The organism is Mesorhizobium sp. M0663, from assembly GCF_040320585.1.
In the GTDB taxonomy this organism is placed as follows: domain Bacteria; phylum Pseudomonadota; class Alphaproteobacteria; order Rhizobiales; family Rhizobiaceae; genus Mesorhizobium.
This window is the reverse complement of sequence record NZ_JAMYPX010000023.1, coordinates 64,262-89,318: the sequence shown is the minus strand read 5'-3', so window position 1 is coordinate 89,318 and position 25,057 is coordinate 64,262. Positions and strand designations below refer to the sequence as shown.

22 protein-coding genes and 1 pseudogene are annotated in these 25,057 nt (G+C 60.9%); 4 read left to right on the top strand and 19 right to left on the bottom strand.

Annotated features, from left to right (window positions below):
• The first annotated feature begins 116 nt into the window (after positions 1-116).
• Positions 117-428, top strand: coding sequence for a hypothetical protein (locus NKI54_RS27980; RefSeq protein WP_352692857.1), 312 nt, complete (start codon positions 117-119; stop codon positions 426-428).
• A gap of 24 nt (positions 429-452) precedes the next feature.
• Here NKI54_RS27980 and tagH (NKI54_RS27975) read toward each other — a convergent pair whose 3' ends face one another.
• Both tagH (NKI54_RS27975) and NKI54_RS27970 read right to left on the bottom strand, forming a co-directional pair.
• Positions 453-1,142, bottom strand: a complete 690-nt coding sequence (gene tagH / locus NKI54_RS27975; protein WP_352692852.1) for a type VI secretion system-associated FHA domain protein TagH — start codon at positions 1,140-1,142, stop codon at positions 453-455.
• Between the two features lie 144 nt (positions 1,143-1,286).
• A pseudogene (locus NKI54_RS27970) lies at positions 1,287-1,508 on the bottom strand (FHA domain-containing protein); the annotation flags it as partial.
• A gap of 242 nt (positions 1,509-1,750) precedes the next feature.
• Here NKI54_RS27970 and NKI54_RS27965 point away from each other — a divergent pair.
• The 3 genes from NKI54_RS27965 to NKI54_RS27955 are packed head-to-tail and all read left to right on the top strand — an operon-like array spanning position 1,751 to position 4,911.
• Entirely contained in the window at positions 1,751-4,081 is a 2,331-nt protein-coding gene (locus NKI54_RS27965; RefSeq protein WP_352692837.1) for a type VI secretion system Vgr family protein, read from the top strand.
• 12 nt (positions 4,082-4,093) lie between these two features.
• Positions 4,094-4,519: a DUF6484 domain-containing protein gene (locus tag NKI54_RS27960; protein ID WP_352692836.1), complete on the top strand. Its 426-nt coding sequence runs from the start codon at positions 4,094-4,096 to the stop codon at positions 4,517-4,519.
• Complete coding sequence (locus tag NKI54_RS27955; protein ID WP_352692834.1) at positions 4,519-4,911, top strand: hypothetical protein; 393 nt, start codon at positions 4,519-4,521, stop codon at positions 4,909-4,911. The genes NKI54_RS27960 and NKI54_RS27955 overlap by 1 nt, the downstream gene beginning before the upstream one ends.
• On the opposite strand, the gene NKI54_RS27950 is transcribed toward NKI54_RS27955, so the two are convergent.
• Genes NKI54_RS27950 through tssA form a run of 17 tightly spaced genes read right to left on the bottom strand, consistent with a single transcriptional unit; the run spans position 4,881 to position 25,028 of the window.
• Positions 4,881-5,720 (bottom strand): hypothetical protein, encoded by an 840-nt coding sequence (locus tag NKI54_RS27950; RefSeq protein WP_352692832.1) that lies wholly within the window; start codon positions 5,718-5,720, stop codon positions 4,881-4,883. The two genes, NKI54_RS27955 and NKI54_RS27950, sit on opposite strands and share 31 nt — an antisense overlap.
• Positions 5,717-6,835: a DUF4150 domain-containing protein gene (locus NKI54_RS27945; RefSeq protein ID WP_352692830.1), complete on the bottom strand. Its 1,119-nt coding sequence runs from the start codon at positions 6,833-6,835 to the stop codon at positions 5,717-5,719. Before NKI54_RS27945 ends, NKI54_RS27950 begins: the two co-directional genes overlap by 4 nt.
• The gene (locus NKI54_RS27940; protein WP_352692828.1) at positions 6,832-7,857 is read right to left on the bottom strand and encodes a beta-ketoacyl synthase N-terminal-like domain-containing protein; all 1,026 of its coding nucleotides are present in this window, start codon (positions 7,855-7,857) and stop codon (positions 6,832-6,834) included. The genes NKI54_RS27945 and NKI54_RS27940 overlap by 4 nt, the downstream gene beginning before the upstream one ends.
• On the bottom strand, positions 7,854-8,957 hold the full coding sequence (locus NKI54_RS27935) for a DUF2169 family type VI secretion system accessory protein (protein WP_352692826.1): 1,104 nt from the start codon (positions 8,955-8,957) through the stop codon (positions 7,854-7,856). Before NKI54_RS27935 ends, NKI54_RS27940 begins: the two co-directional genes overlap by 4 nt.
• The gene (gene tagF / locus NKI54_RS27930) at positions 8,957-9,499 is read right to left on the bottom strand and encodes a type VI secretion system-associated protein TagF (protein ID WP_352692824.1); all 543 of its coding nucleotides are present in this window, start codon (positions 9,497-9,499) and stop codon (positions 8,957-8,959) included. The genes NKI54_RS27935 and tagF overlap by 1 nt, the downstream gene beginning before the upstream one ends.
• Positions 9,481-13,017: a type VI secretion system membrane subunit TssM gene (gene tssM, locus NKI54_RS27925; RefSeq protein ID WP_352692822.1), complete on the bottom strand. Its 3,537-nt coding sequence runs from the start codon at positions 13,015-13,017 to the stop codon at positions 9,481-9,483. Before tssM ends, tagF begins: the two co-directional genes overlap by 19 nt.
• 1 nt (position 13,018) lies before the next feature.
• Positions 13,019-14,341, bottom strand: coding sequence for a type IVB secretion system protein IcmH/DotU (icmH, locus tag NKI54_RS27920; protein WP_352692820.1), 1,323 nt, complete (start codon positions 14,339-14,341; stop codon positions 13,019-13,021).
• Positions 14,342-14,345: 4 nt separating this feature from the next.
• Positions 14,346-15,680, bottom strand: a complete 1,335-nt coding sequence (gene tssK / locus NKI54_RS27915; protein ID WP_352692818.1) for a type VI secretion system baseplate subunit TssK — start codon at positions 15,678-15,680, stop codon at positions 14,346-14,348.
• A 39-nt stretch (positions 15,681-15,719) separates the two neighbouring features.
• Positions 15,720-16,175: a type VI secretion system lipoprotein TssJ gene (gene tssJ, locus NKI54_RS27910; protein WP_352692816.1), complete on the bottom strand. Its 456-nt coding sequence runs from the start codon at positions 16,173-16,175 to the stop codon at positions 15,720-15,722.
• A 3-nt stretch (positions 16,176-16,178) separates the two neighbouring features.
• Positions 16,179-17,654 carry a type VI secretion system-associated FHA domain protein TagH gene (gene tagH, locus NKI54_RS27905; RefSeq protein ID WP_352692814.1) on the bottom strand — a complete coding sequence of 492 codons (1,476 nt, stop codon included), beginning with the start codon at positions 17,652-17,654 and terminating at the stop codon, positions 16,179-16,181.
• Positions 17,651-18,712, bottom strand: coding sequence for a type VI secretion system baseplate subunit TssG (tssG, locus tag NKI54_RS27900; protein ID WP_352692812.1), 1,062 nt, complete (start codon positions 18,710-18,712; stop codon positions 17,651-17,653). Before tssG ends, tagH (NKI54_RS27905) begins: the two co-directional genes overlap by 4 nt.
• Positions 18,676-20,550: a type VI secretion system baseplate subunit TssF gene (tssF, locus tag NKI54_RS27895; protein WP_352692810.1), complete on the bottom strand. Its 1,875-nt coding sequence runs from the start codon at positions 20,548-20,550 to the stop codon at positions 18,676-18,678. The genes tssG and tssF overlap by 37 nt, the downstream gene beginning before the upstream one ends.
• A 1-nt stretch (position 20,551) precedes the next feature.
• Positions 20,552-21,307 carry a type VI secretion system baseplate subunit TssE gene (gene tssE / locus NKI54_RS27890; protein WP_352692808.1) on the bottom strand — a complete coding sequence of 252 codons (756 nt, stop codon included), beginning with the start codon at positions 21,305-21,307 and terminating at the stop codon, positions 20,552-20,554.
• Positions 21,294-21,755: an Hcp family type VI secretion system effector gene (locus tag NKI54_RS27885; protein WP_023678576.1), complete on the bottom strand. Its 462-nt coding sequence runs from the start codon at positions 21,753-21,755 to the stop codon at positions 21,294-21,296. Before NKI54_RS27885 ends, tssE begins: the two co-directional genes overlap by 14 nt.
• Before the next feature lie 46 nt (positions 21,756-21,801).
• Complete coding sequence (gene tssC, locus NKI54_RS27880; protein WP_023720342.1) at positions 21,802-23,304, bottom strand: type VI secretion system contractile sheath large subunit; 1,503 nt, start codon at positions 23,302-23,304, stop codon at positions 21,802-21,804.
• A 2-nt stretch (positions 23,305-23,306) separates the two neighbouring features.
• Positions 23,307-23,843 carry a type VI secretion system contractile sheath small subunit gene (gene tssB, locus NKI54_RS27875; protein WP_352452817.1) on the bottom strand — a complete coding sequence of 179 codons (537 nt, stop codon included), beginning with the start codon at positions 23,841-23,843 and terminating at the stop codon, positions 23,307-23,309.
• Between the two features lie 6 nt (positions 23,844-23,849).
• Positions 23,850-25,028 (bottom strand): type VI secretion system protein TssA, encoded by a 1,179-nt coding sequence (tssA, locus tag NKI54_RS27870; protein ID WP_352692805.1) that lies wholly within the window; start codon positions 25,026-25,028, stop codon positions 23,850-23,852.
• Positions 25,029-25,057 lie beyond the last annotated feature (29 nt).

The window sequence follows — 25,057 nt, the reverse complement described above, 5'->3', positions numbered from 1 at the left end:
GACCTATGTCAGGATCGAAAACTGTCGATTCCTTGACATGCGGGGGCGCGACGGTCTTCGCAATCGGTTCGTTTGCGGCTGGTTTCGCATTCTGCCCGCGTCGTGGATTGGTGCGGATGACGGTCTTGCGGACCGGGCCGAAAGGATCGTCCTTCGAACTCATCGCCGATATGCCGCTGCCGTGCAGTGTCCGCGCTCGCGTGCGAGAGGCGCCAGATCTTTCCTGGCTGGATAGGGCAGGCAATGGTCCTTCCGGCAAGGCGGTCCGGAGCTACAAGAAACAATGGCGCCGCAATGTGACATTTGCCGCAGACCCCCAGGTCAATCAGGCTTACCCGCTTGGCGAACTGTCGTATGTGATCGTAGTCCCAGATGTTGTCGATTGGAACATGATGCGGCGCGCCGATGCGTTTTTCTTCGTCTGCTAAAGCGCCGCAATCTGTTGGGCCGGTCTATTTTTGCTTGTCAGCTTTTGCATACGCTTCGCCAAAATAGGCCAAGAATATATCAAGCATGCCGTTTTCGTGTGGTTCCTCCATGCTCCTCCACGTCCCGACAAACGCGTCCCATGCTTGGGCCTTCTTCGAGGTAAACGATGTCGGCGGGAGCTTTTTACCGATCGCCTCCGGCGAAAGGTCATCAACCAGTCGCGAGAGCGCTGCTTGCATAGCGGCATAGGTGGCAAATTCGTGCGCCTTGAGATCGCGGAATGCGTCCTCGATGCTGTGCCTGGCATCGAGATAGCCGGCCCTGCGCCGCGCGAACATGATTTCGAGTATGTCGTCGGTGCCTGGGACAAATTTGAGAGGATTGTTTTCAGCGGAGCTTATCATCGTCCGGTGTGGGCTCTTGGTTAATGTCTTTGCAGCCGCACGTGCCTTCAGCAGCATGGCCAGTTGCTCGACCACCGTGCGCAGCACCGCGCCGATTTCGGCAGCGACTTCATGCGGATCACGCAACTGGAACAATTCCGGCGAAATGCCTGCGGCGATTGCAATTTCCCGCAGCACCTCGTCTGTCGTCGAAGGCAAGGTTGCAGGCGGCGACGATGTCGATGGCGGCGCTTGCCCGAGCCATCGCCCTGCCGAACTGAAAAAAGGCTCGCCTCCGGAATCGGGCAGCCGATCGGCCGCGACCGGCATGTGTCGTTGCGTCGAACCTCGGTCAGCCTCCGGATGACCTGGCGTTGCGTGCTCGTCGTCAATCGATACAAGGATGACATAGCGGCCGACCAGGAGCCTGTCGCCGTGGTCTAGCCGGCGCGGACCGGTGATGCGTTGGCTCGATCCATTGATGAAAGTGCCATTGCGCGAAATGTCGTGCAGCCAAAACGCGCCTGCCTCGTATCGGATCTGGCAATGCCGGCCGGAGATGAACTTGTCAGGGTCGGGCAAGATCCAGTCGCAATGTTCGCGCCCGATTTTGAAGCTGCGATTACGCGATCTGTAGCCGGGCGACACGCCAGCGGGCAGGGCATCAACGTTGCTGATCTGCAGACTGATTAACATGCGAAATCGCCTGTGTGATCGCTGGCGGCCTTGCCGACAGGATACTCCATGTTTTTAGCGTGGCTAATCCCAATATTCGCATCCCAGTCGGTCCTATTCGTGGTCAGCTTTGGCCTGCACAACAAACATGTGGTACGCTCGAAATGGACTGGCAACCATCAGGGTTTGATGTGATTTCGAGTTCCTGATTAGGATCTTCAAATCCACTGGGCTGGCCGCCAGGCCGAGGAGGGGCACGACCCATGCCAAGTGAACAACGTGCCACGGTTGTGCAAACGCCAGTTGGCGCTGAACTGTTGACCTTTACACATCTCGTCGGGCGCGATGAGATCAGTCGTTGTCTGGCCTATACGGTCGGGTTCGTGAGCCCCAGCCACGATATCGATCCGCTGGAGATGCTGGGTGGCCCCGTCTCGATCGAAGGTGAAGCCGACCCCCAGCGCTGGTTCAGCGGCATCGTGTCGGAGTTTCGCCTCACCCGGATCGAGGATCGACTGGCCTATTACGAAGCAGTCGTCAGGCCATGGCTCTGGTTTCTCGGCAATACTACCGACTGCCGTATTTTCCAGAACATGAGCGTCATCGAAATCGTCGAAGAGGTTTTCTCGAAATACAGCACGGCAAAATTCGAGAAACGCCTGCAAGGTTCCTATCCGCCGCGCGAATATTGCGTGCAATATGATGAGACCGATCTCGACTTCGTGCAGCGGCTGCTCGAGCATGAGGGCATCCTGTATTTCTTCGAGCATGGCGAGGGCAAGCACACGCTTGTGCTCGCCGATGCCATGAACAAGCTCAAGCCGGCGCCGGGGTACGAGAAGGTGCCCTATCACTTTGAAGGGCAGGGCTCCCGGCGCGATGTCGAATACATCACCGAATGGATTCCGGGCAGCTCCGTGCGGCCGGGCGCCTATGTCCATACCGACTATGACTTCAAGAAGCCGGGCGCCGACCTGATGGCCAAATCGGCCCAGCCGTTCAGTCATAAGCTGGCTACGGGTGAAAATTACCGTCAGCCCGGCGCGCATCTCGAAGTAGGCCGCGGCGACAGCCTGGCGGCAATCCGGCGCGAGGAAATCCAGGCGGTGCACCAGCGCATTGCTGCAGTCGGCACCGTGCGCGGCCTGTATTCCGGCTGCACGTTCAAGCTGGACGGTTTTCCGCGCGAAGACCAGAACCAGGAGTATCTGGTGGTCAGCGCCGAATACAGGCTGTTCGATCCGGGCTACAGAGCCCTTGCCGATGTCGAAAGCGAAAACTTCAAGGTGATCCTCGGCGTGGCGCCGACCGCCTTGGCCTATCGCCCGCCGCGGGTCACGACACGGCCGATCATGCGCGGCCCGCAGACGGCGACGGTGGTCGGCCCGTCCGGCGAGGAAATATTCACCGACAAATATGCACGGGTGAAGGTGCAGTTCCACTGGGACCGTCTCGGCAAGAAGGACCAGAACAGCTCCTGCTTCGTGCGGGTCTCGCAGACCTGGGCCGGCAGCGGCTGGGGTTTCATCCAGATCCCGCGCATCGGCCAGGAGGTGATCGTCGACTTCATCGAAGGCGACCCGGATCTGCCGATCATCACCGGCCGGGTCTACAACGCCTCGCAGATGCCGCCCTACGGACTGCCGGGCAGCGCCACGCAATCCGGCTGGAAATCCGACTCGTCGAAAGGCGGCGGCGGCTACAACGAGCTGATGTTCGAGGACAAGGCCGGCTCCGAACTGGTCAATTTCCAGGCGCAGAAGGACCACAACCTTCTGATCAAGAACGACCGCACCAAGCTTGTGCAGCACGACCAGTCCGACCGCATCGACCACGACGCCAAGCACTCCGTCGGCCACAACCTCGACGAGGACGTCGGCAACAACAAGACGGTCAAGGTGGGCGTCGACCAGACCACGGATATCGGCAACAACGATACCGAGACGGTGGGGGTGAACAGGTCGCTGACGGTCGGATCGAACGAGACGATTCACGTTGTGGCGAATTCGACCGAGAATATCGATGCCAACCATTCGCAGACCGTAGGATTAGTTCAAACAATCACTGTTGGCGCGGCTCGTATCGATTCGGTCGGCGCCGCCGAGACCCGAACCGTCGGGGCGGTGCAGATGAACACTATCGGGGCGACACGGTCGGTCAGCGTGGGTCTCGGCCAAAGTCACGACATCGGCGCTTCCGACAGTTGGAAGATCGGAGCCAACCAGGGCATCGACATAACTGGCAACCAGAGCGTCAACATCGGCGGTGGGCAATCAACAGAGATCGGCAAGGCTCGGACAGCCAAGGTAGCCGCGGATGATATCACCGATATCGGCGGAGCCCACGCGCTCAAGATAGCAAAGGGCAGCGGGATTACCATTGCCGAGGACGGCTCGATTGGTGTCGGGAAGAAGCTGGTCATAGACGCCGGAGACGAGATCACGATCAAATGCGGCGACGCCTCCATTATAATGAAGAAGGATGGAACGATCGGCATCAAAGGAAAGGACATAACAATAACCGGCAGCGGCAAGATATTCGCCAAAGCGTCCGGTGACATTGTCATGAAGGGTTCGGAAATCAAACAAAACTGAGGAAACCGTCAGGTGGCAAAGATCATCGAACGAATCGAAGGCGTCGTAATCGGGATTTTTCTCGGTTTCGGCGAAGGTGGCCCGCTCGTTGTGTTTCCGGGCAATCCGAAGGATACGGCCCTTCCGGCTCGTAGTCTCGCTGAGCTGAATTCCGATATGATTGGCTCCGAGGTCGCATTGTTGTTTGAGGACGGCGACCTAGGCCGGCCACTAATTGTCGGGCGTATCGTTGAACCAAAGGGAAAATCGGTAGCTCCTCATGTCGTCCGCGACGGCGAACGGGTGAGAATCACAGGCGAGGAACGCATCGAACTGCGCTGTGGCAAGGCCGTGATCATCATGGAAAAGGATGGCCGCATCACCATTCGCGGCACCTATGTGACGAGTCATGCCAGTGCCGCGAATCGTATCCGGGGCGGTTCCGTGAATCTGAACTGATGCCGGCGCCCATCCTACGCGAAATCGTCCGCCAGCACGCCGAAATGGCGGCGTTTCTATGGACTGTCTACGACTACAATCTGCTGCATCCCGGCGAAAATCCCGAGATGGACGATGAGCGGATGGCTAGATTGGTCGAGAGACTAGAAGCACATCTGGATGGGCTGCGGTTGGCCGGAGATGCGGGAAAGGAAATCGTCAAGGAGCGCTACGACGAGTTTCCTGAGGCTGGAGAGCTTTTCGTCCTTCGAATGCTGACGACCAGATCGACTGTTCGCATCGTCGATCTCAATCTTGAGAAGGTTCGAAAATATCTCACCAATGCGGGCACATCGGTTGCGGCTAGCGTACGTGCTCCTGGTCAGTCTGGTATTTCCCTCCCAAAGAAATAGCGAACTCCCGGTCTGAATTCGAACAGGTCGACTTCGTCGAAGAGTTGCTCAAGGGCAGCGGCCGCAGGTTTTCGGTTCAGCTGAATATTCTTGTAAAATTGCGAAAGGTCGAATCCGGTGAATGCCTCTATTAGGTTTCTGGCGGTAACGACGTCTTCGTTGTCATAGGTCTCCCCAAGGGTATTCAACAAATTGAGCGCCAGATCCTCAATGTTTACGGGCTTGCCGTAGAGAAAGGACTGGCGCGAAGAATTAGGAAAATTTGCACGGATCTCATTGATTTTTAGCTCAACGGCTTTCGCGTATTCAACTACGTCATATTGGCGACGCCCAGGTTCATACTCATCGATCGAATCCGGCACAACTTGCGGTCCATCGAAGATATCTCCGACCGAAGCCTCCAAGGTGATCGACAAATGGTATGGAAGGTCGGTATCGCTGTCGACGGTGACTTCATCTCTGTAGAACCAGACCGCCTTCTGCGTCGCATCCAAAATGCCGCTCCTTGAGAGAGCGATGCAGAGCCATTCAATGGATTGGCTATCTTGCTGCAGCGATTGGCGAATTGGGTCCGCCACATCCAGGAGCAAGGTCCTTGGTGTGACGTACGGCAACAGCGCAAACGCGTCGATAACTACTTCCACCGAGGGGGAGGCTTCGAAGACTGTTGGAAACATTGCAGATGATGCGAAGTTTCCCTTCTTGCACTCTTCAAATATCTGCAGCAGCCGCGCTCCGGCTGGCGTCGAACGGCTGCGAAACTCGTTCGTCCCGAAGTGGAAAAGTTTGCCGCGCGCCGAGAATGTCATGGATAAGGGTTTATTCCTTGAAGCGTGCCTTGCGCCTCATTGATTTTGTCGCATTCGCCGGAAAGGGCGCCTTGGCCTATCAAGTTCTTGGGGGAATCGGGACATCCACCGGCATCTATGGGGGTCATGTGGTGCACTTTGCCCGTGTTTGTTCCGGTGCCTTTGCCGTCCCGTTTTATTATCGCTTTTTTCACAGAATCGGTAATTCCAAGTATTTTTGTACGGACATGATGCAGTATGTCGACGTGAATAAGGTCTTTTTCGTTCTTTCTTCCAGCGTGCTTGGTTTCTAATTCTCTCTTCTTTTCCGGGTCTGCTTGCTCAAGAATTTCGGAATAGCTACGCGTTCCCTTGAAGTGGACACCGCAATCTTTATCCTCCTCATGCAGGTTTGGGCATTTTTCTCCCGTTGCTCGTGCATTTGCTACGGTCTTAGACGCCTCCTTGCGTTTTTCGTACTGATCCCACGCTTTCATGCGGGGCACCAAGCCTAACGTACCGGCTTTGGCTGTTTCCTCAATATTGACGATCTTAGCGTTCGCCCGCTGCATGCGCTCCTTGTAGTATTCGGCCTCGGGGACAGTATCACACATCTCGCCGTTGGCTTTCACCTGATTGGCGTGGGCGGGTTCTGTCCCGCAGCACGGGCACTTGGTCTTTGGCGCCGACCCGCCACCAGGTCCCGGTCTCCCCACCTTAGCCTGCGGAGGTGTGTTTCCAACCTGATCGCTTGTATGATTGTTTGTCGAGATATCTGAGAACCGGCTGACAGGGAGGCTGTCCGCCTTTACATTGCTTGACCACGCTCGCGCGTATTCCTTACTGGTGTTAGTGGACGAGATGACTCCTTTCTTGGCTGCGCTGCCGGCTTCCGTGCCAGTGGTCTTGCTGTAGTCCGATTTGTCCTTTTGGGTGATGTTCTCTCCGCCGATTTTGACGGTACCGGTGCCCTTCTCAGTATCCGAGTCCATTCCAAATGACGGATACGGGATCGGTACCCCTGGCGGTGTCGCTGGATTTTCGGGCGGAGTGAAACAGACATCTGGAAAGGCCGCGATGACCTTGTTGCCCTGGGCCTTTGCGGCCACCTCCAGTCCGTTGGCGAAGACAGTCACCAGGCGGCCCTCGCAGCCAGCACGGCAGCTCCACAAGCGCCTGCATCGTTGGAGGACTCGACAAGCACCGGGTTCCCCGTCGCGTAGTTCTTTCTTGCCGCCATTAGTGCCATTCCGAGCATCAGAGGCGTGACCGCCGCACCAACATTGCCGAGGGTTTCCGCAGGCGACCACAGATCCTGGGACGGACACGGATTGCGCACCAGCCGTATCGATGCCAGCGCCGTCTGCTTAAACCAATACTGTTCGCCGATGAGATCTGAAATTCGATAGCCGAGGCGGTTCATCTCTATTCCAGTCTCACCCAACGCATGGCGATAAGCGGACGTCATACCGTCCGCCCTGAGCGGCAAGTCTTGCTTGTTGTAAATAGAGGCCGCCTCGCGCGAAAGGCCTAGTCCCGCTAGCCGAAATCCCCCCCGCCTCGGTGGCCCGCACAGGACTGCCGCCGCCGCTTCCCCAGGAATAAACCCGTTTGGATTGTCGGACGTTAGGAGTCGACGCTCCTTAAGGTAATACGTCGTGGCCAAGGTCGTCAAATAGCTATCAACGCCGGCAACCATCACGTATGGTATTTCGCCCGATACAATCATCCGACGCGCATGATCAAGCGCCACGTGTCCGGACGGTCGCCCATGGGCAACCACCCGTGACCGCGAATGCTTTTCGACTTCGGTGATCTCGGCGATACGGTCGAGCAGACGCAGCGTGCTTCTTACCGGCCGCCCTGGGCGGTCTTCCTCTGCCAAGCAAAGGATCAGCGCGGCTTGCCCACGCGCTTCCGGAACTTCTTCGAATGCCTCGACAATTGCGCCTGCGGCGAGATGCGCCATTCGTTTCTCGCCGATCCAATTGCGTGGCAGAGGTACCGGCGCGCCGATCAGCCACTCGTCATTTTCATCCTTGAAACGCGTTTCCTGAAAGCCATCAATCCCAGCCCGGATCGCTGCGCAAGCCGATGGTGCGTCAAGGCCAACCGCCGTAACCATGCCGACCGAAAGAATGTCGAGTGCCGGCCTCACGTGTTCTCCGCCTTCTGCGCCGCAGTTGTTTCATCGAAGCGAGAATAAGCACGAGCCGCAGCTCGTATCCGCACCATTGCCTCGGTCGGCGGGCCGATCCAGCATTCGCTGAAATCGAGAATAGTACGGTGAATGCGCTGCGATACGCGCCAGACCAACGAGAAGCGTCTGTTCTCCGGGTCGAAGAGGACAGTGTCTGGAAAGGTGACGCGCTCGGGGGCCTTCTGCCTACCCTCGAACAGCGTCAACGGCAATGCTGTCGATGGCAGCCGAAAACTCACCCGCCCGTCAGGTGTCAGATTCACCAGTTGCACTTCTTCGCCACCTCTTGGCAGGTCGATCTGCTGGTCCGGCGGTGCCATCTGGAAGTAGCGCTCGTCGAAATCCTGGGGCAGGAAGGGGAAGACATTGTCGATCCAGTTCTGGTCATAGGTGCCGCCAAATTCGATGCGTCCCGGCCAGCCGCGGCCCATCGGACCGAAACTCATCGGCTTATAGTCGCCGAATGGCGAGCGGATTTCTTCACCGACAGCTTGCGTATTCGGTAGCCGCAGGCCGGGAATGAGGCGCTGGTTCTTGGTTCGCGACCAGCCGGTGCCGACCGGGTTGTATTTGTAACTCGCTGGCAGTTTGTCCTCTGGATCGAGCCGGTCGGTGCCACCCCAGGCGACATCGTAGGAAATTGCCATGCGCAAGAAGGGCTGTGGCGACGTGGCAGTAAACACTGGCCCGACGGAGCGCCACTCGCGGTGGCCCACGACCTCGAAGAGCTTCGACCAATTGCCCACCTTGATGCCGACCGGCACGCGTTCGGCCGGACGTCCTCCCGGCGCATAGGCAAAGGCATTGGCAATCACGTCACAACGCGGCTTGCGGAAGGCGAAATCGGTTTCCCATAACGTGGCCGAATAACCAGGCACGCCGGTGTGCGTGTCGGCCATGACCAGCGGAATCTGTTCCACCGATTTTTGTACCGGTCCGCCGGGCGTGGCGGGAAAGTCGAACGTGCCTTTGACCACCACGACGATCCACTCATGGCCGGCCTTGTCCATGCCCATGGTGAATTCGTGCGGATACCCCATCTGGTTCCAGATCTGCATCAACTGGTCTCCCAGTTGGCGGCAAAGATCTGCTCCAGCGTAGCTTGCGGCGACAGCGGATCGACGTCGAAAATGTCCGAACGCGCTGTCCACATCACCATATCGCTGATGACCTCTTCGCCCGGCTCGCCAGGCGGTACTGGCAGTGCGCTTAAAGCGGTATCCAATTCGCCAGGCGTCAGCTCGCCCTGCTGGGCGGCGACGGCCGCTTCTTCGATCCCGGAAAACCACGCATCGGCGCGAGCCAGCTGAACGGAAGCCTCAGAAAGCTGCGCGACGATGCTCAACGGAAACTGCCTGCCAACCCTATCGACGCTCTGCAAGATAATGCCCGCCGACGCGTCGACAAAGCCCGGACCCGTTAGGAACCGTAGCGCCGTGCCGCGCGGCCAGGTTTCCGAGCCCATCAGCGGCACAATATGCTGCGCCAGCCAGCGGTCCCAGACGCGCACAAAATCCCCCGGCAGCCGCCGCGTGACGAAATCGCCGGTAGCAGGCATTTTGCCGTAAAAGCCGGGCAGTATCATATCTGGGGCGGACATGAGAACTTCTTGAACATCTGAAGATTGTAGGGGTTCTCGACGCTTGCCGCCTTGAGTTGGAAATCGGCGTACATGCCTTTGGTGCCCAGGCGCAGGCTGTAGACGTCCGACAGCGAGGTGCCGGTGAAGCGACCGCTGCGCAACATTCTCAGCCACGCCCAGCTGCCGGTTTCGTTGAGCAAGATTTCGGGCGAGCCATCGATCGGCTGGAAGGCAAGCGAGATGACCCCTGTGCCGTCCTTGCCGGGCCACGTCATCGGCTGCGGCCTCGTTGCATTGTTATAATAGACGAGGTTCTGGCCATCGAGGTTGAGCGTCACGCGCGCGACATTGGGCGACAGGTCCTTCGGTTCGAGCGTGAAGCTCATCAGCGGGCCTGTACCGCCGGGAAAGAGATCATCGCGGATCCGCCTTGCCTGTTCGAACGCGGCCAGTGCCGAAGGATCAAGGCCGAAATCGGCGCGCCATTTCCATGGCTGCGCTGACGTGTCGACATAGCTGATCAGATGGTCGTTGATGAAGGTGTCGATCAGTCCTGCCGGTCCGAACAGGCGGGCGAAGTCGCGGACATTGACGTCGACGGCGCTGTCCGGGCTGAAAGGATAGCGGTTGTTGAGTGCTGCCTGGCAGAACGGCAGGATGTCGGCGCGCCAGATGGCGTTGAGCTCCGAGGTGACCGCCTTCTGCGTCAGGCCACTGGTATCGCCGGCAATGCCGCCCAACCAATCGTCGATCGGGTCGGGCAGGATCTGCGCCTGTCTGGCAACCGCTCCAGTCAGTTCGGCGAGGCCGCCCTGCTTCTTGATGGCGTCCTGAGGATCGGGATTGGCCGTCACCGTCTGCAGCACGTTGGACAGTGCGGTGAGCGCGACGATGGCGGCGTCGAGCGCCGGCGGCTGGCCGTCGACCTCGGCGATGGCACCCTTGAGCGGCTTGAAATGCTCGGCTACCAGACTGCCGGTAAGATCCACTTCGTCGGCGGAGCCCGCACGCGGCAAAAGCTTTGCTCCGGTTTTTACGATCTTGCCAAGCTTGCCCAGCTTGCCGAGCAGTTTCGAGCCACCTGCCGCCGCGGCCTTGTCGTTTGTCGGCGCTTCATCGGATCGCGTAAGCTCGGTCTCCTGGACCACCGCGGTAACCAGGCGCTTCAGCGCGGAGTCGGCGCTTGAAAGATCCTTGAGGTTCTCACTGGCGACATTGAGGTCGGTCAATGGCGCGAGCCTCATGTCGCGCAGGAAGCTGTCCCATTGCGCGATATAGTCGTCGTAATAAAGCTTCAGAATATCCTCTGACAGCGCCGACACCGAGGTTTCGGAATTTTCCGAGCAACCGCCGGCGAACACCGCCCGGTCGAGTGCTGCCTGGGCGGCGACATCCTCGACCCGGTCGAGAATGGCGTCATGGAAGCCGGCATAGGTGAATGCTCCCGAAATGCCGACCCGAAGCGTCTTGTCGGAACGCCGCGCAAAGACCTTGGCGCCGTTGGGGCCGGCGAAGTTGGCAGGAATCCATTCCTTGAGCGCAGCCACCGCCGGGTCGGCCAGCAGCTGCTTGTAGGCACGCGCCGGCAAGGAAATCGTGCAGACGGTTTTCAGTGCCTCTGCAACCAGTGCCTGGTCCGGGGCGATATAACTGGCGTCAACCGCCATGCGACGGATCGCGGCAAGCTGGTGCTCTTCGGCGTCAGCTGTCGGAAAGGGGGCAGCCGCGGCGAATTCAGGCAGACTGTTGACCCACCAGCTCTGGGCGAAGTCTGGATCCATCTGAGAAAGGCCGGTCATCATGCGATAGGTCTTCAGCGCGCCAAGCATGAAATCCGGATCGCGGATCTGCCGCCACATCGTCGCTTCGAGCAGCGCCACCATGTGCGGCTCGAGAACGTTACGCAAAGCATGGTCGTAAGTGTCGGTCTGTGCCCGCACCAGTTCCGCCGAGGATGATGGCCCCAGCAAATCCTGTGCTGCGCCAGGCGGCGGGGTGCGGGCATTTGCGACCTCATCCATGGCACTGAGGGCGACATCGATGGCAGGCTGTTCCACGGATGCCGGGTTTGCCGCGGCCGAGGTCAGTGGCGTTTGCAGCGCCTCGAACTGGCTTGCCTGGGCCGTGATCGCGTTGCGGTTGTCGTAGTAGGACCAGGTAAATAGGCCGCTGACCAGCAGGGCGGCTGCGGCACATGCGGCGGCCGCGCCACGCCAGATCCAGGCGCGGCGGCGTTGCGCCAGCGGATCGAAGGTGCCTAGGCCGGCTTCCTTGAAGATGACTTCTGTGAGCAGGTTCTTTAGGAAGAAGCTGCGTTTTTCGACACGCGGCGCGGCCAACGCCCGGCGCGGCGGAAGGCCGAAGGAGGCAGACAGCGCTGCGGTCAGCCGATCGATCGGCGCCCCTTCCTGGGTCGCCGACGTCAGATAAAGGCCACGCAGCCAGGCGGCCTCCTCATACCGGCTTTCGCCGAACATCGCCTCGATCAGTACCTGGATCGGCTCGGACAGGCTGGCGAGTTGGGCGGGAAACCTGAAGATTTCGGCGCGGGCAGCAAGCTTGTCTTCGTCCTCCAGCCGGGGCACCAGCCGCCGCTCGAGCTCGGTTGCTAACGTCGCGATTTCCCGCTCGATGGTCTTTGCATCGACATGCGCGTCGAGTGCGAACGTAGTCCCCCAGACCTGCTCGCGCGCAGCCGTCGACAAACCGCCGAAGAAAGGCTCGAACCCCTTGATCAGGTCGGCTTTTGTCAGCATCAGATAGACCGGAAGGCGGATTTCGAGGCGGTCGTTGAGCTCGGCCAGCCGACGGCGGATCTTGCGGCCATGCGCCTTGATGGCGTCGTCGCCCTCCGAAAGCACATCGATCGAAAGCGCGACGATCACCCCGTTGAGCGCCCGACGGCCCCGGTGCTTCTTCAAAAGGTCGAGGAAGCCCAGCCACTCCACTGCGTCGACGTCGGGTTGGCTCTCCTGTTGGACATAGCGGCCTGCAGTGTCGATCAGAACCGCACTCTCCGAAAAGAACCAGTCGCAATTGCGCGTGCCGCCGACCCCTTGCAGGTCGTCGGTCAGGTCGATCGGAAAATTCAACCCCGACTGGCGCAAGGCCGTGGTCTTGCCGGTGGCCGGCGGTCCGACGATCACGTACCAGGGCATCTCGCGCAGGAACTTGCGACCACCCAGTTTGCGGCGCTTCAACTCGGCCATGACCTCGCCGAACTTGGCTCCGACGGCAGCGACATTCTCTTCGCCGGGGCTGAGTGGCTTGTCTACCGCCGGCGCGGCGATTTCGGCGACGAACATACGGTTGGCACGGATCGCCCGACGCTGGGCGGCGATCAGCCAGATCAGCCAGAAGATGACCAGCAGCGCGATGATGACGATGCGCACATTGTCGGAGGCGAAAGGGTCGTAGGGTCCGACCCTGACGATCGGCCCGAATACCCAGATCACAAAGGAAAGCAGTGTGATGCCAATCAGTGTCCACAGCCAGCGCGATGTCAGGACCGCCCAGAGGAAGCGCAGGATGAACATCTCACAGCCTTTTTTCCACCAGCACCTCAACGCGCCGGTTCAGGGCCCGGCCCTCGCGCGTGCCGTCGTCGGCCACTGGATCCGTGGCTGCCCGGCCCTCGGAATGGACGCGTTCCTGCGGCACTCCGTTTTGTACGAGTATGTCGGCAATGGTCTGGGCGCGAGCCTCTGACAGTCGCTGGTTGGTCGACAGCGGATTGGTTCTTTGCAGAGGGACGCCGTCCGTATGTCCGACCACAGTGATGTTGCCGATCAGGTCACGATTGGCGAGGATCACCTTGGCGATCGAGCCGATCAGCGGCTCGAATCCTTCCGTCAGTGTTGGCCGCGACGACTGGAACAGTTCGGGGTTGGAGGCCTGGATGACCAGCTTGGCCAGCGAAACGCTCTCCGTGCCGCTGAGAGCCGATCTGAGATTGCCCGGCGCCCCGGCCTCAAATTCGGGCAGTAGTGCAAAATCCACAGTCTCCGGCGGCGGGACATCGACCGTCGGCGACACGCGGCTGATGTCGCCACGGGTCGGCGGCGGCAAGGCGTGGACCAGCGCTGAAAGCTCAACCGCCTGGCTGCTTAGTCCCATCGAGAGCCCGACATAGGTCGCGGTGGCGATGACCGCCGCGGCCAGGGCCATCACCCAGATCGGAACGATGAAGCGCTGCGGCTCGTCGGATGCGATGACGCCTTTCCAGTTCGGCGACAGCGGTGCATTCTCGGCGTCGGCATCGCGCAGGAAACGTGCCGCGGCCACACGAACGGCATTGAGCGAGCGATCGCCCGACCGGCCGGGCACGCGATACTTGCCGCGAAAACCGAGTGCCAGGCAGTCATACTGGAGTTCCAGCAATTCGCGATCGCGGTTCGGATGGCGTTCCAGTTCATCAAGCCGTGTGAAGAACTGCGTGCCGGCGTCGACGTCGCCGCGCAACATGACCACAAGCGGCTGACGCGGCCATGCGCTGGCCCCGCCCCAGGGCGTGTTCAGGGCGAGATCGTCGAGCAAGGCCGCCACCACCCATGCTGCCTGATCGGCCCGTTCCATCGACGACCCCGCCGCCATTGCCGTGTCGCGTGCCCGAACCAGTTCTTCGAGCAGCCGAGTGCGTAACACTTCCGGATTCTCCGGTGGCAGCGCGCTCTCAAGCTCCGGCGCAAACTCGAGCAGGGGCGCGAAGGCGTTGACAAGGCCGTTCGGGTGGGTGCGCGAGCGTTTTACCGGCCCGCCCGGCAAGGATGCCGCCATCGGTCGCGGCATCGGCGTGCCGGTCAGCCTGATGCGAGTGCGTTCGCGATCCTCCGACAGTCCGAAAGGATCATCCCGGCTCATGGTTTCACCTGTTCACCGAATAGCAGTCCACCTGCGGTTCGCTCGGCAGTACACCCGAAACGCCAATGACGAAGCCTGGGGCACCGAGCAGCGATGCCCAGTGCTCGCTTTTCTGGTCGAGCTCAAGGCACAGCCGATCGCCGTCGTAAGGAATCTCGCGCGGTTGCGAATGAAGCGGTTTCAGCGGGATGCCGGGCAGGCGGGACTTCCACAGGCCCTCGAACTCATCCGCCGAGCCCACGGTCGCCTGGTTGACGAATATCTTCCGTAGCGCGTCCTCCGACAGTTCCGAACCGACCCGGATGACGATCCGGCTGGCCACCAGCAGCTTCGGATTGTCGATGCGGATTTTCCAAACATTGGTCGAATGGCGCATGACGGGCAGCGCGCGCGATTTCGGCTCGATGTAGCGCAGGCTCAGGATCAGTGAGCGCAATGCATCCGCCAGCGCCGAAAACGGTGGGCCGGGCGCCATGTGATCGTAAGCCGGCAGCTCGCCCAGTCGCCGCGCGCTCGAGCCGTAGGTCGCCATCGAGCCGGCAAGCCCGGCCAGTTCCAGGTAAAGTTCGGCCGGATGGAAGACATCCTGCGCCAGCATATGGGCCAGTCGCGGACGCGCCGCGTTGGCGAGGTTGAGCATCAACAGGTCTTCGACACTGCGCCCTGGCCCGCCCATGACCATCTTGCCATGCGCCTCGGCGATCTGGTCGAGGCCTGTGACGACTTCCAGAAGCAGTTGCCGGTACCAGGCCACTGCACCGGTAACCAATGCCGGTGGCAGGAACGTCTCGTCCAGCGAAACGCCGCCATCGGCACGAACCCCCTTGATGTCGGCTATCGGCAGGGCGGTATAGCCGCCGACCGATTTGCCGGGTGCAAGCAACAGCGATTGCGGTCGGGCGATTTCGATTTCTTCGGGATCTGAACCGCCCTGGACGGCATCGCGCACCGAAACGATCCGTCCATGATAGCGCGCACCGCTGGGTGACGCATGCGCCGGATCGAAGCCAACGCCGCCGGCCGGCTCGAGGGGCAGGGCGACCAGCACTGGGCCGGCGCCTGTATCCGGGGTGACCGGCAGCGGACGCGGCGCGTCCATCAGATCCGGAATGGAGAAGGGGGTTCCGTCCGGGAAAATGCCTCGTGCAGACAGGATCGAGATCTGGCCGGCATCGAGCAATGCCTTATCCAGGGTCAATTGCTGAAAGCCGAACGTATGCAACTGGCCGGCCTGCAACGCGCCGCGCACAGTCGCCTCGAAGAAACGATCCTGCTGCTGGAAATGCTGGGTCCGCAGAAAAAGGCCCTCGGACCACAGCACCCTGTTTGCATCGCTCATCCGGCTACTCTCTGCATCGAGCTCCCCTTGCCTTGGCCGTCAGGCGGAAATGCCGCCGCTGCCGAGTGTGACATTGATCGTAAAGTTTGATCCGGACGAAACCGATTTGGTCGTCCGCCAGTTTCGCCCGCCAGGCTCACGGATAAGTGCAACGAAGCCCAGGGCCGTCGCATCCGGTTCGACCGTAATGGTCTTGGTCGCAGTTTTTCCAGGCGCGACGGCAATCTGGTCGGATCCGATGAGATCACCTGCCAGTGCCGAGCCGGCATCCCCCTGCAAGGCAAAGTAGTCGGCAGAGTTGAACTTACCGGTGCTGCGCAGCCGCATGACCAGCATCGTCACAGGCCGGTCGCCGCCGCCTGGTCCAGGGTTCATGCCGGCCGCTCCTGTCAGCTTGACCGTGATGACCGACGGTTTTGGCGGCCCGGCGCTTTGACAGGCCGTAAGCAGCCCGGTCGCACCCAAGGCAACGATAAATTCTCGTCGATCGATCATGTCTTACTCCTCCTCATATGCATCCCGAAAATCGGCGCCGATTTCGCCGAGAAAGCTCTTTTCCGCGCTCTCGGCGATTTCACGATGGCGTTTCTGGTAGAGCTCCCACAGCCTGGCGCCGCGCCCGCCCGACAACAGCGTGCCGATCGCGGAACTCGATTTCAGCTCTTCTTCGATGGCTGCCGGCTCAAAACGGTCGACCATCCGCCGCAAGGCAGCCTGCACGCCGCGCCAGGCGCGCACGTGATGCTGTGCCAGATCGCGAACCGCATCCGCGATAGCCGCTTCGCCGGCGAGAAATCCGGGGCTGCGTTCGGCGATAAGCATCACGATTGAGTCGTCGACCGTGGGCAGAAACTTGAGTGGATTGACCTCGGAGGCTCCGACCATTGTCTGGGCAACGCGGGCATTTCCCTTTTCTTCGGCACGCTTGCGCAGCAGCTGCATCAATCCTTCCATCATAAGCCGGTATTCGCGGCCGAACTTTTCCATCTCGGCGACGGCGTCGCGCCCGGGAAAATCGGCTTCCGCGACACCCATACCGCGCAGGAATGCGGTGCGAAGCGCCATGTCGGCGTGCTGCCTCGCAGGCGGCTGGCGGGCTGGGCTGGCGGCTGCGCCTGCCCGTATTGGGGGAGGGGCATCTGCCCCTCGCACGGGCACGTCCCAGGGATTGGCCGCTTGCTGTGGCTGGGCGTCGCCCTCGCGCTGCCCGGTTGAGCTGGCGCCGCTTCCCGGGTTGGGCGCTGTGGCTGGACCAAAACCGAAGTCGTCGCTGAATTCCGGCAGCTTTGCCGTCGCAGGCTCCGTAGCGCCGTTGGGGAACGACACCGACTCGAGGCCAAATGGGTCTGTCTGCTTGGGTGCGCTGGCTGGTTCTGGATAGTTTGCGGTGCCTTTGGATACTGGTGTTGCGATCGGATCGAGGCTGAACGGGTCGTCGAAAGCAGGCGAGCTGCGCTGTCTGGAATTGGCGCGTTCGAACGCACCCGGGATCGGCTGCTCGAACGGGTTCGGCAGCTCGGCTGGACGTGGCCGCTGCGGCTCCTCTTCCACGGCGGCTGAAAAGAAATCGTCACGGCCGATGCTGACCGGCGCCCGAGACGCCAGCGGTGAGCGCTCCGGAACCGGCGCTGCGGCTGCTGCTGTAGCTTGGGCACTAGACGTCTGCAGATCGACATGCACGATGTAATCGCCCAGTCTCAGCCGCATGCCATTGCGAAGACGCGTCGACTTGCCGGCGCCGAGCGGGCTGTCGGAGTCGTCTATGAACAATCCGCTGCTCGACGTATCGGTGACGAAATATCCGTCGCGCCCACCGCTGATCCTGCAATGGGCGCGCGAAACGAACATGTCGGGATCGTCGATCTGCCAGCCGGCGTCCGCGCTGCGGCCGATCACCAGTTCCCCCTCGTCAAGCCGGGTCTGCCGTACCGCCTGGGTGCGTGGCCCTTGCTCCAGCGTCAGCAGCAGACTCATGCCGCGACCTCCGCCCCTTCCTGCCGCCAGCCGACTAGTGTCCGCAGCCGCATGTCGTCAGCATCGCCCCTTTCAGCGGGCCGCGCAAGCCACGCGGTCCGGGCGAGTTGCACGGTTCCAATACGCGGCGGCGGAACGGCATCGCGCGCCAGCACGATGCGCAGATCGACGTCGAGCGATGCGCCGACCATGTCCCTAACGGCTTGCTTGAACAATTTGAGGCGTTGACCGCCCGGCAGGAACGCCTTGAACTCCTCATAGCCCAGCGGGCCGACGCGGAGCTCGATCCTGCTTTGACGGTTGAAGACGCGCGGACCGATCGTCGCTTCCCGACCGAGCCCTGCGTAGGCTTTGCCAACGCGGGTCTGGAGCGCGGCTGGTATGGTCATCCAGGCAGCGATGAACTCCCTGATCTGGACCGGCACCTTGAACGCCTCAGCCAGGAACAATGTCAGCCGCTCGGGGCCGTCGACCTGATTGGCAAGCGAAGCGGCCTGGCGCAGCTTCACTGCGTCCAGTTCGGGGTTGTAGGTGCCGGGAAGCCCTATTCCCGCCATGGCTTCAAGCATGGCGCGAACGCGCCCACCTACCGGGCGCTCGACCTGAACCGCCGGATGCGCATCCGCCCACGCCCTGTAATACAGCGCAATCATGCGGTTCTGAAGAATGTTGACGAAGTCCATGAACGTCGTGTCGCTGGTCTGCTGCGCATCGGCGCCGGTGAACCAGCGTTGCGACAGGCGATCGAGTACCCAGCGCGTCAAATGCAGGGGCATCGGACCTTCAGGCCCCATCAGACCAATGTTTGCGACCGTGACCCGAGCGGGCGCTTTGTCAGTCGCTTCGCGGAATTCTGCCAAGTCCTTGGCGAAAAAGCTGAGACGGACATGCTGCCCGAGCCGCGACGGCTCGCGCTCCGGCGGGCCGGAATAGCCGAACAGCCCGCCTCTTCGTTCGAGTCGCCGCAACAACTCGAAGAAGTCGAATGCATCCGACAGCTCTTCGGACCGGCCAGGCTTGTCTAGATCAGGTAGCGATTGCCGGGCGTCATGGGCCATGGCACATCCTCCTGCTTCTGCAGCAGCCATGTGCGGGTTCGCACAAAGCCGTTTATTCCGGCATGACGGGCAAACAGCCGTGCCAGCAAGGCCGAAAGCAGCAAGGTGCTCTGCCCCGCCAGAACCGATTGATCGACATGCAATGTCACCTCCGTGCCTCGTCCGAAGCACATCGGCCCATCGATCTGCAGCCGTTCGATGACCGACCGGGAGTCGATGCGCACGATCGAGTGCACATTGCGGGCGAGGCTCGGGTCTCCCCTGTCGGCGTAAAGCTCAAGCAGCGCATGCAGCGGATCGACGCCGCGACCTTCTTTTGCAAGGCTTAGAAAGTTGAGCGCGAGCTGCGCTACAAGCCGCCAGGCGAGATTGTCGGCTCGCGATTCACCCGCCGCGCCCGCCGGCAGCGCTGCGGGGATGGCTGGGCGAGGCGGGCGCAATGCGCCGAGAAGCCGGATCGTCTCGACCGGATCGCCGGCTTCCAGAGTCAAGGTAGGGTTGTCGTCAAGAATCGGCAGATCGCGGTTGGTGCAGAGCGCCACGACGTCGACGCGCTTCAGCGGCCGGTTCGGAGGACTTTCCGCGGGACGCGAAATCGCCAGGAAAACGTCGTCGCCCGTGTATGAAGTACGGGTGAGGCCGTCGCGCCGTTCCTCCTCCGTCGGGCGGCGTGGGCGCCGTTCGGTGGAATAAACCCAACCGCTGCCGCGGTTCTGTCCCAGGCTGAAGAGCTCCGGGATTGCGGCGTCGCTCCCCTCGCTGTCGGCGTCCTCGACGCGGATAACCCGATAGATTTCGAAGTCCCGCGCTCGCGTGCGGTCGGCATGCAGCACCTGCCGCGTCTTGCGTGGATCGAGCTCGACGACGTTGCACTCACGTTCGAACAGATTGATGATCGGCGTTGCGAAAAGTTCAAAATCGGCCGCCGTCACATCGGCAACTTCAGGCACCGGACGCCTGAAGATGAAGATTATCTCGAGTTCGGCTGTGCATGTGCGCACGATGGGCTGCAATCCCGAAACCCGAGCATAATGAAAGCGCTCCGGCATCATGAAATATTCGCGCAGAAGACGGTACCCTTCGAAGGTCGGACGTGTACGAGGCATCAGCGCCTCGTCATCGTTGATGCCGACCATTTCAGGTACCGGCAACGGCGATATCGGGTTGGCCTTGCCTTCCGGCCGTGCACCAACGGCCGCGCAGGCGCCGAAAATCGCGTCGAAAAGCAGTGGTGCCTTGGTGCGCGCGGAAAAGTAGAGATCAAGCCGGTCGAGCGACAGTTCGTCGAGCTTGCCTTTTCCGGTACGAGCCAGCGTGATGCGAAGCGCCGCCTCGCCATCCACACCGCCGATCCGCGCGATGCCGGCTGCAGCCAAGGCGCTGCGATCCTGAAAATAGCCGACCGAGGTGATGGCAATCGGCCACAGCGTGATGTCCTGGGCGGTGGTGAACGTGCAACGCGTCGACAGGCCTGGCTGGAGGCTGGAAACCAGACGCGTATTGCGTTTGACGACATGGCCCCCAATCATTGTCTGGACCTGCTGGCCGGGTTTGAACACCACCACGGCCGTTGCCGGCGCCGGCGTGACAAGATCGGGATAGAGAACATCAAGGACGGCGCGCGAGAAACGCGAGCGTTCCGCATCGACCTTGAGTCGGGTCCGCGCGGCCAAAAAAGCAACGCCGTCAAGCAGCCGCTCGACGTAAGGGTCCGGACAGGGGACCGTATCGAGTGAAAGGTTGCGCGCCACCGCGGGATGCATGTCGGCAAATTCTGCCGCGAGCGCGCGGATATGGGTCAGTTCCTCCTCGTAATATTCTACGAAGACCCGGTCCATCTCAGGCTTCCCTAAATTCGGTCCGAGCCAAGCCGTTATCGAGATTGATCGTGGTGCGCAGGCGCATACGTTCGGGCGTGGGCGTCATGATCAACACCGCATCTATCTCGATCCTCAGGCCCACGGTTTTGTCGCCAAGGGTTACGGCAACCTTTGTTGCACTGTCCTTGAGACGCGGCTCGAAGGTGGCAAGCACCGAGCGGATCTCGCGCGCAAGGGCCTCGCGATCAAAGTCGCGGGAAGAACGGCCCGAGAAGGAAGGCACTCCGTAATTGACGACGCTGCGACGCACCTCCGGAAAATCGGCGAGCGACGGTGGGTTGTCCGTGGCCTGTTCGCTTTCAAGGTCGGAAAGCAGCGGAACGGCCTCGAAGCGCTCGGTATTGAACAAAGCCTCGACATCGCGCCGCACGGCTTCCTTGAGCACACGCGCCGACACCACCACGCCGCGGCTTTCGATTTCAGCGCGGTGCTGGCTCTGAAAGGCCAGGCGATGCAGACGCCGCTTCTGGTCGGCCGCCAACTCCGCGTCGGCGTCGATGAGCCGCGCGCTGGCCGCAACAAGATTGTCCAGCCGCTCCGCGCCAAGCTCGTCCTGCAGTGCCTGGCGCAGCCCGTCTATCTCGGAGGTCATACCCGGCAGATCGTTTACGAGGCGGTCCCATAGAGAGGGCTGGACGGCTTCGCGCTTTGCTCGCGAGCTGCCGCTACCCAGCGACTTGTCCGCGCCGGGCCGCCGGGCCTCACTTGCCGACATAGACATCCATTTCGATTTCGTCGTTGTCGTCGTAGACGAACTTTATTTTCTTGTAGGCAAAGCTGACCTCTTCCTCGATCAGGTCCTCCTCATCCTCGGCCTGCGACATGTCGTATTCCATGATCGAGGCGTCGGTGAGTGTGACGACCAGGTAATCCTTGGTCTCGCCATCAATGGTCCGCCGTGCCGAAAACACGACTTCGTCCAGGGCCTTGTTTTCGAACAGCGCCTTTTTCAGGTAGGGCGAGGACTTGTCATAATGCTTGGTGAACTTGATCATACCCAAGGATACACGACCGCGGCGCGAGAGCGAGTTTGGATCATAGGGTGCGATCATCTTGTAATCGACCCCATGGATTTCGATTTCGTCCTCATGGCCATCACGAGTGCTTGGACCTTTGATATCCGGAACCTTTAGAAAGCCATCAATCTTCGTATTTGTGGGCATTGTCTTTCTCCACCGCTTTCAAAAACCAAGATGTTGTTGCTGCAAATCAAGTCTTTACGGACGGAAGTTCCGAAACCAGCCGGAGCGAGGCATTGATACCCTCCAGCTGATAATGCGGGCGCAGATAGAAGCGGGCATTGTAGTAGCCTGGGCGTCCCTCCACGCTGTCCACCTGAACCTCGGCGGCGGCGAGCGGGCGCTTGGCGCGCGCCTTGTCATCGGCAAACGCCGGGTTGGCCAGCACATACCGGTTGATCCATTCGGTCAGCCAGATCTGCATGTCGGAGCGCTCCTTGAACGAACCGACCTTGTCGCGCGCGATCGCCTTGAGGTAGTGGGCAAAGCGCGAGACCGGGAAAAGGTAGGGCAGGTTGGCGCTCAGCCGCTCGTTGGCCTGCGCATCGGGGTCGACCAGCCGTCCCGCCCTTGTCTCGTCGTCCTGCAGCGAATGGGCGCCAATGAAGGCGGCGAGATCGGTGTTTTTTCGATGCAGGATGGGCATCAGGCCGAGCTTGGCCAGCTCCGCCTCGCGCCGGTCGTCGATGGCGACCTCCGTCGGACATTTCATCGCTATCGAGCCATCATCGGTCGGGAAGCTGTGCACTGGCAGGTTGAGGACCGTGCCGCCATTTTCGACGCCGCGGATCTGCGTACCCCAGCCATAGAGCTTGTGGCTGCGGTTTATGTTCACGCCCATCGGGAAGGCAGCGTTCATCCAGACATATTTATTGTGGTCGCCATGCACCTCCTCCTCGAAGGTGAAGCCCTTCACCGGAACGGTATCGGTGCCATACGGCAGCCGCGCCAGAACGCGAGGCATGGTCAGGCCGATGTAGCGTGCATCCTCGCTCTCGCGCAGCGACTGCCAGGAGGCATAGGCGGGGTTGGAGACGATCTGCTGCAGGTCCTGCGGATTCGGCAATTCCTGCCAGCTATCCATGCGGAACAGGCGAGGCGAGGCAGCTGCGATAAAAGGCGTGTGCGCTGAGGCGCAGATGCCGGAGATGTTGCGCAGCAGACCGACGTCGCGCGGGTGGTTGGAGAATTCGTACGCACCGATCACACAGCCGATCGGCTCGCCGCCAAGCATCGAATACTCGTCCGTGTAGACTTTCTTGAAGATCGGGCTCTGATCCCACATCTGGCCCTCATAATCCTCAAGCGTGTCGGCCAGCTGCTCCTTGGAGATGTTCATCACCCGGATCTTCAGCTTCTGATCCGTCTCGGTATTGTTTACGAGATACCACAGGCCACGCCATGTGCCCTCCATTTCGCGCACTTCCGGCGCGTGCAGGATCTCGTTGACCTGTTCGGAAAGCATCTTGTCGATTCCGGCAATCAGCGACTTGATCGACTTGATCGCATTCGACGAGATGGTCGTGGTATCGGAACGTGTCTGCGCTGCAAGTGCGAGATTGCGCACCAATTGCTGCAGCTTTTCGCTGTCGTCCTTCTTGACCTTGAAATCCTTCTCGAGGAGTCCGCTGAATTCTCCAAGATCAATGGTTTCCGCCTCGGCGACGGCGGCGGTTTTTTGCTGTTCGGCCATGGTCATTCCCCTGCCTTGTCGTCCGCCAGTGCCTGGCTGGCGATCTGGCCAAGAAGCGGTTCATTGTTCAGCAGTTGCGCAATACGCTTTTCGGCGTCGACGCGCCCGTCCATGAAGCCGAGAAGTTCCTCGAGTTGGCGGCGCATCTTGAGGATTTCGGCCAATTGGGGCACCTGCTCGGCAATCTTGTCCGGCGCAAAATCGCCCATCTTGGTGAAGGTGAGGTCGAGCGCCAGCTCCTCGTCCCGCTCGGCGCCTTCGGCCTGGGGCAGCGTATTCTTCACGCGGGCTTTCACGCGTGGTCCAAGTGCCTCCATGAAACGCGGGAAACGGTTCGCATCGGTCTCGACAAGGGAGCGGTCCAGTATCGACTTCGACGCTTCCTTGGTCTGCGAAGCGCCTGAAAGGTCCGCCATGACGGCCATGACGAACGGCAGCTCGATTGTCGTTGGACTGCCATAGGTTTCCACGTCATAGGCGATCTGCACCCGCGGCGCGCGATTTCGTTCGATGACCTTGGCTTTGCTTTCGGCTGGCATTGCTTGCTACCTTTCATCCTTCTGAGCCGTCTTCTTGGCATCGGGAACGCCGGCAAGAAGCCGGAACTCCTTCAATCCCGACGGGGCGAGATCTTCCATCAGTTCTACAAAATCCATATGCACCATCCGGCGCACACGGCGGGCGAGGTGGGGAATCGGGCTCGACGGTTCGGTGCGGTCATAAAAGGCGACTACGAGGTCCAGGCATTTCACCACGTCGTCGCGCGATGAAATCCTGTCAGGGAGTCCGGTGCTCGAGTCCGCGCAGCCAGCCACACTTGCCATTGCATCGGCTCCATGACCGTTTCGGGCAGGCATTACCGGTTCTGCAAGCGAAGGGGACGGCTTTGCCGAGCCATTCGCCATCGCGCCGGCAGCCGAGTTGCGCTCGAGGGTTGTCAACAAACGCTGCAGGAACCGTTTTAATTCCGGAACGGTGGTCCCGCCGCTGCCTTCAAGGCGAGCGTTGAGGGCTGTCTCGATGGCTTCCAGTGCCGCGACCGCCGCGCGCGCATTGGCGATGAGCGACTGCATTTCCTCATTGGCTTGATCCGCCTGTGCCGCGCACCCGGCACGGACCCGATTCAACAGTTGTCCGTGCGCACTGACAAGCGCTGCCTTTTCGGCCGCATTCAATCCTGACGCTGCTTCTTGCAGCATGACGCGGTCGTCGAGCGCAGCGTGTTCCAGGTCGCGTCCGCTGATCGGCCCGATCGAGCGTGGCGCAAAGAAAGTCATTTGCCGCAGGTTGGCCAGCAGCCCGTCCTGACCATTTTGAAGGTCGAGCAGCGCGTTGATGCGGCGCAAGGCGGCCTCGCGAGGCGACGTGTTGGGGCGCAGCGCCGGGTGCATGGTTTCCCAATGCAGGTCGAACGTCCGCCCAATAAGCGTCAGACCCTGCGCCAACCCGGCCAGTCCCTGCTCGTTGGCCAGTGCGCGTGTGACAATTACAATCAGGCGCAAGTCGCGGCCACGCGCGCGCAATTCCTCAGCCTTGGTGAGCACTGCTGGCCAGTCAACGGGAATGGTGCTTTGCGAGACCGGCCTGTTGTTGCCGTCATGGACAACCTTGACCTGGGGCTCCGTCAGGCGCTCCAGTTCGTGAAACGCCGGATCGTTACGCAAATCCTCTCCCGACGGATTTTCACCGTCGAGCGGAGCAAGCCAGAGTGCGACGTCGATCACACCGATCCCCCAGTCGCCGGCCCTGAGGC

What these genes read in the sequence shown, in the direction of transcription:
- tagF (WP_352692824.1), bottom strand. Translation starts at nt 9,499, where the DNA reads ATGTCCGCCCCAGATATGATACTGCCCGGCTTTTACGGCAAAATGCCT.
- NKI54_RS27980 (WP_352692857.1), top strand. Translation starts at nt 117, where the DNA reads ATGACGGTCTTGCGGACCGGGCCGAAAGGATCGTCCTTCGAACTCATC.
- tssJ (WP_352692816.1), bottom strand. Translation starts at nt 16,175, where the DNA reads ATGATCGATCGACGAGAATTTATCGTTGCCTTGGGTGCGACCGGGCTG.
- tssM (WP_352692822.1), bottom strand. Translation starts at nt 13,017, where the DNA reads ATGTTCATCCTGCGCTTCCTCTGGGCGGTCCTGACATCGCGCTGGCTG.
- NKI54_RS27935 (WP_352692826.1), bottom strand. Translation starts at nt 8,957, where the DNA reads ATGCAGATCTGGAACCAGATGGGGTATCCGCACGAATTCACCATGGGC.
- NKI54_RS27950 (WP_352692832.1), bottom strand. Translation starts at nt 5,720, where the DNA reads ATGACATTCTCGGCGCGCGGCAAACTTTTCCACTTCGGGACGAACGAG.
- tagH (WP_352692852.1), bottom strand. Translation starts at nt 1,142, where the DNA reads ATGCCGGTCGCGGCCGATCGGCTGCCCGATTCCGGAGGCGAGCCTTTT.
- NKI54_RS27885 (WP_023678576.1), bottom strand. Translation starts at nt 21,755, where the DNA reads ATGCCCACAAATACGAAGATTGATGGCTTTCTAAAGGTTCCGGATATC.
- tagH (WP_352692814.1), bottom strand. Translation starts at nt 17,654, where the DNA reads ATGAGTCTGCTGCTGACGCTGGAGCAAGGGCCACGCACCCAGGCGGTA.
- NKI54_RS27965 (WP_352692837.1), top strand. Translation starts at nt 1,751, where the DNA reads ATGCCAAGTGAACAACGTGCCACGGTTGTGCAAACGCCAGTTGGCGCT.
- tssB (WP_352452817.1), bottom strand. Translation starts at nt 23,843, where the DNA reads ATGCCAGCCGAAAGCAAAGCCAAGGTCATCGAACGAAATCGCGCGCCG.
- tssE (WP_352692808.1), bottom strand. Translation starts at nt 21,307, where the DNA reads ATGTCGGCAAGTGAGGCCCGGCGGCCCGGCGCGGACAAGTCGCTGGGT.
- tssG (WP_352692812.1), bottom strand. Translation starts at nt 18,712, where the DNA reads ATGGCCCATGACGCCCGGCAATCGCTACCTGATCTAGACAAGCCTGGC.
- tssF (WP_352692810.1), bottom strand. Translation starts at nt 20,550, where the DNA reads ATGGACCGGGTCTTCGTAGAATATTACGAGGAGGAACTGACCCATATC.
- icmH (WP_352692820.1), bottom strand. Translation starts at nt 14,341, where the DNA reads ATGAGCCGGGATGATCCTTTCGGACTGTCGGAGGATCGCGAACGCACT.
- tssC (WP_023720342.1), bottom strand. Translation starts at nt 23,304, where the DNA reads ATGGCCGAACAGCAAAAAACCGCCGCCGTCGCCGAGGCGGAAACCATT.
- NKI54_RS27955 (WP_352692834.1), top strand. Translation starts at nt 4,519, where the DNA reads ATGCCGGCGCCCATCCTACGCGAAATCGTCCGCCAGCACGCCGAAATG.
- tssK (WP_352692818.1), bottom strand. Translation starts at nt 15,680, where the DNA reads ATGAGCGATGCAAACAGGGTGCTGTGGTCCGAGGGCCTTTTTCTGCGG.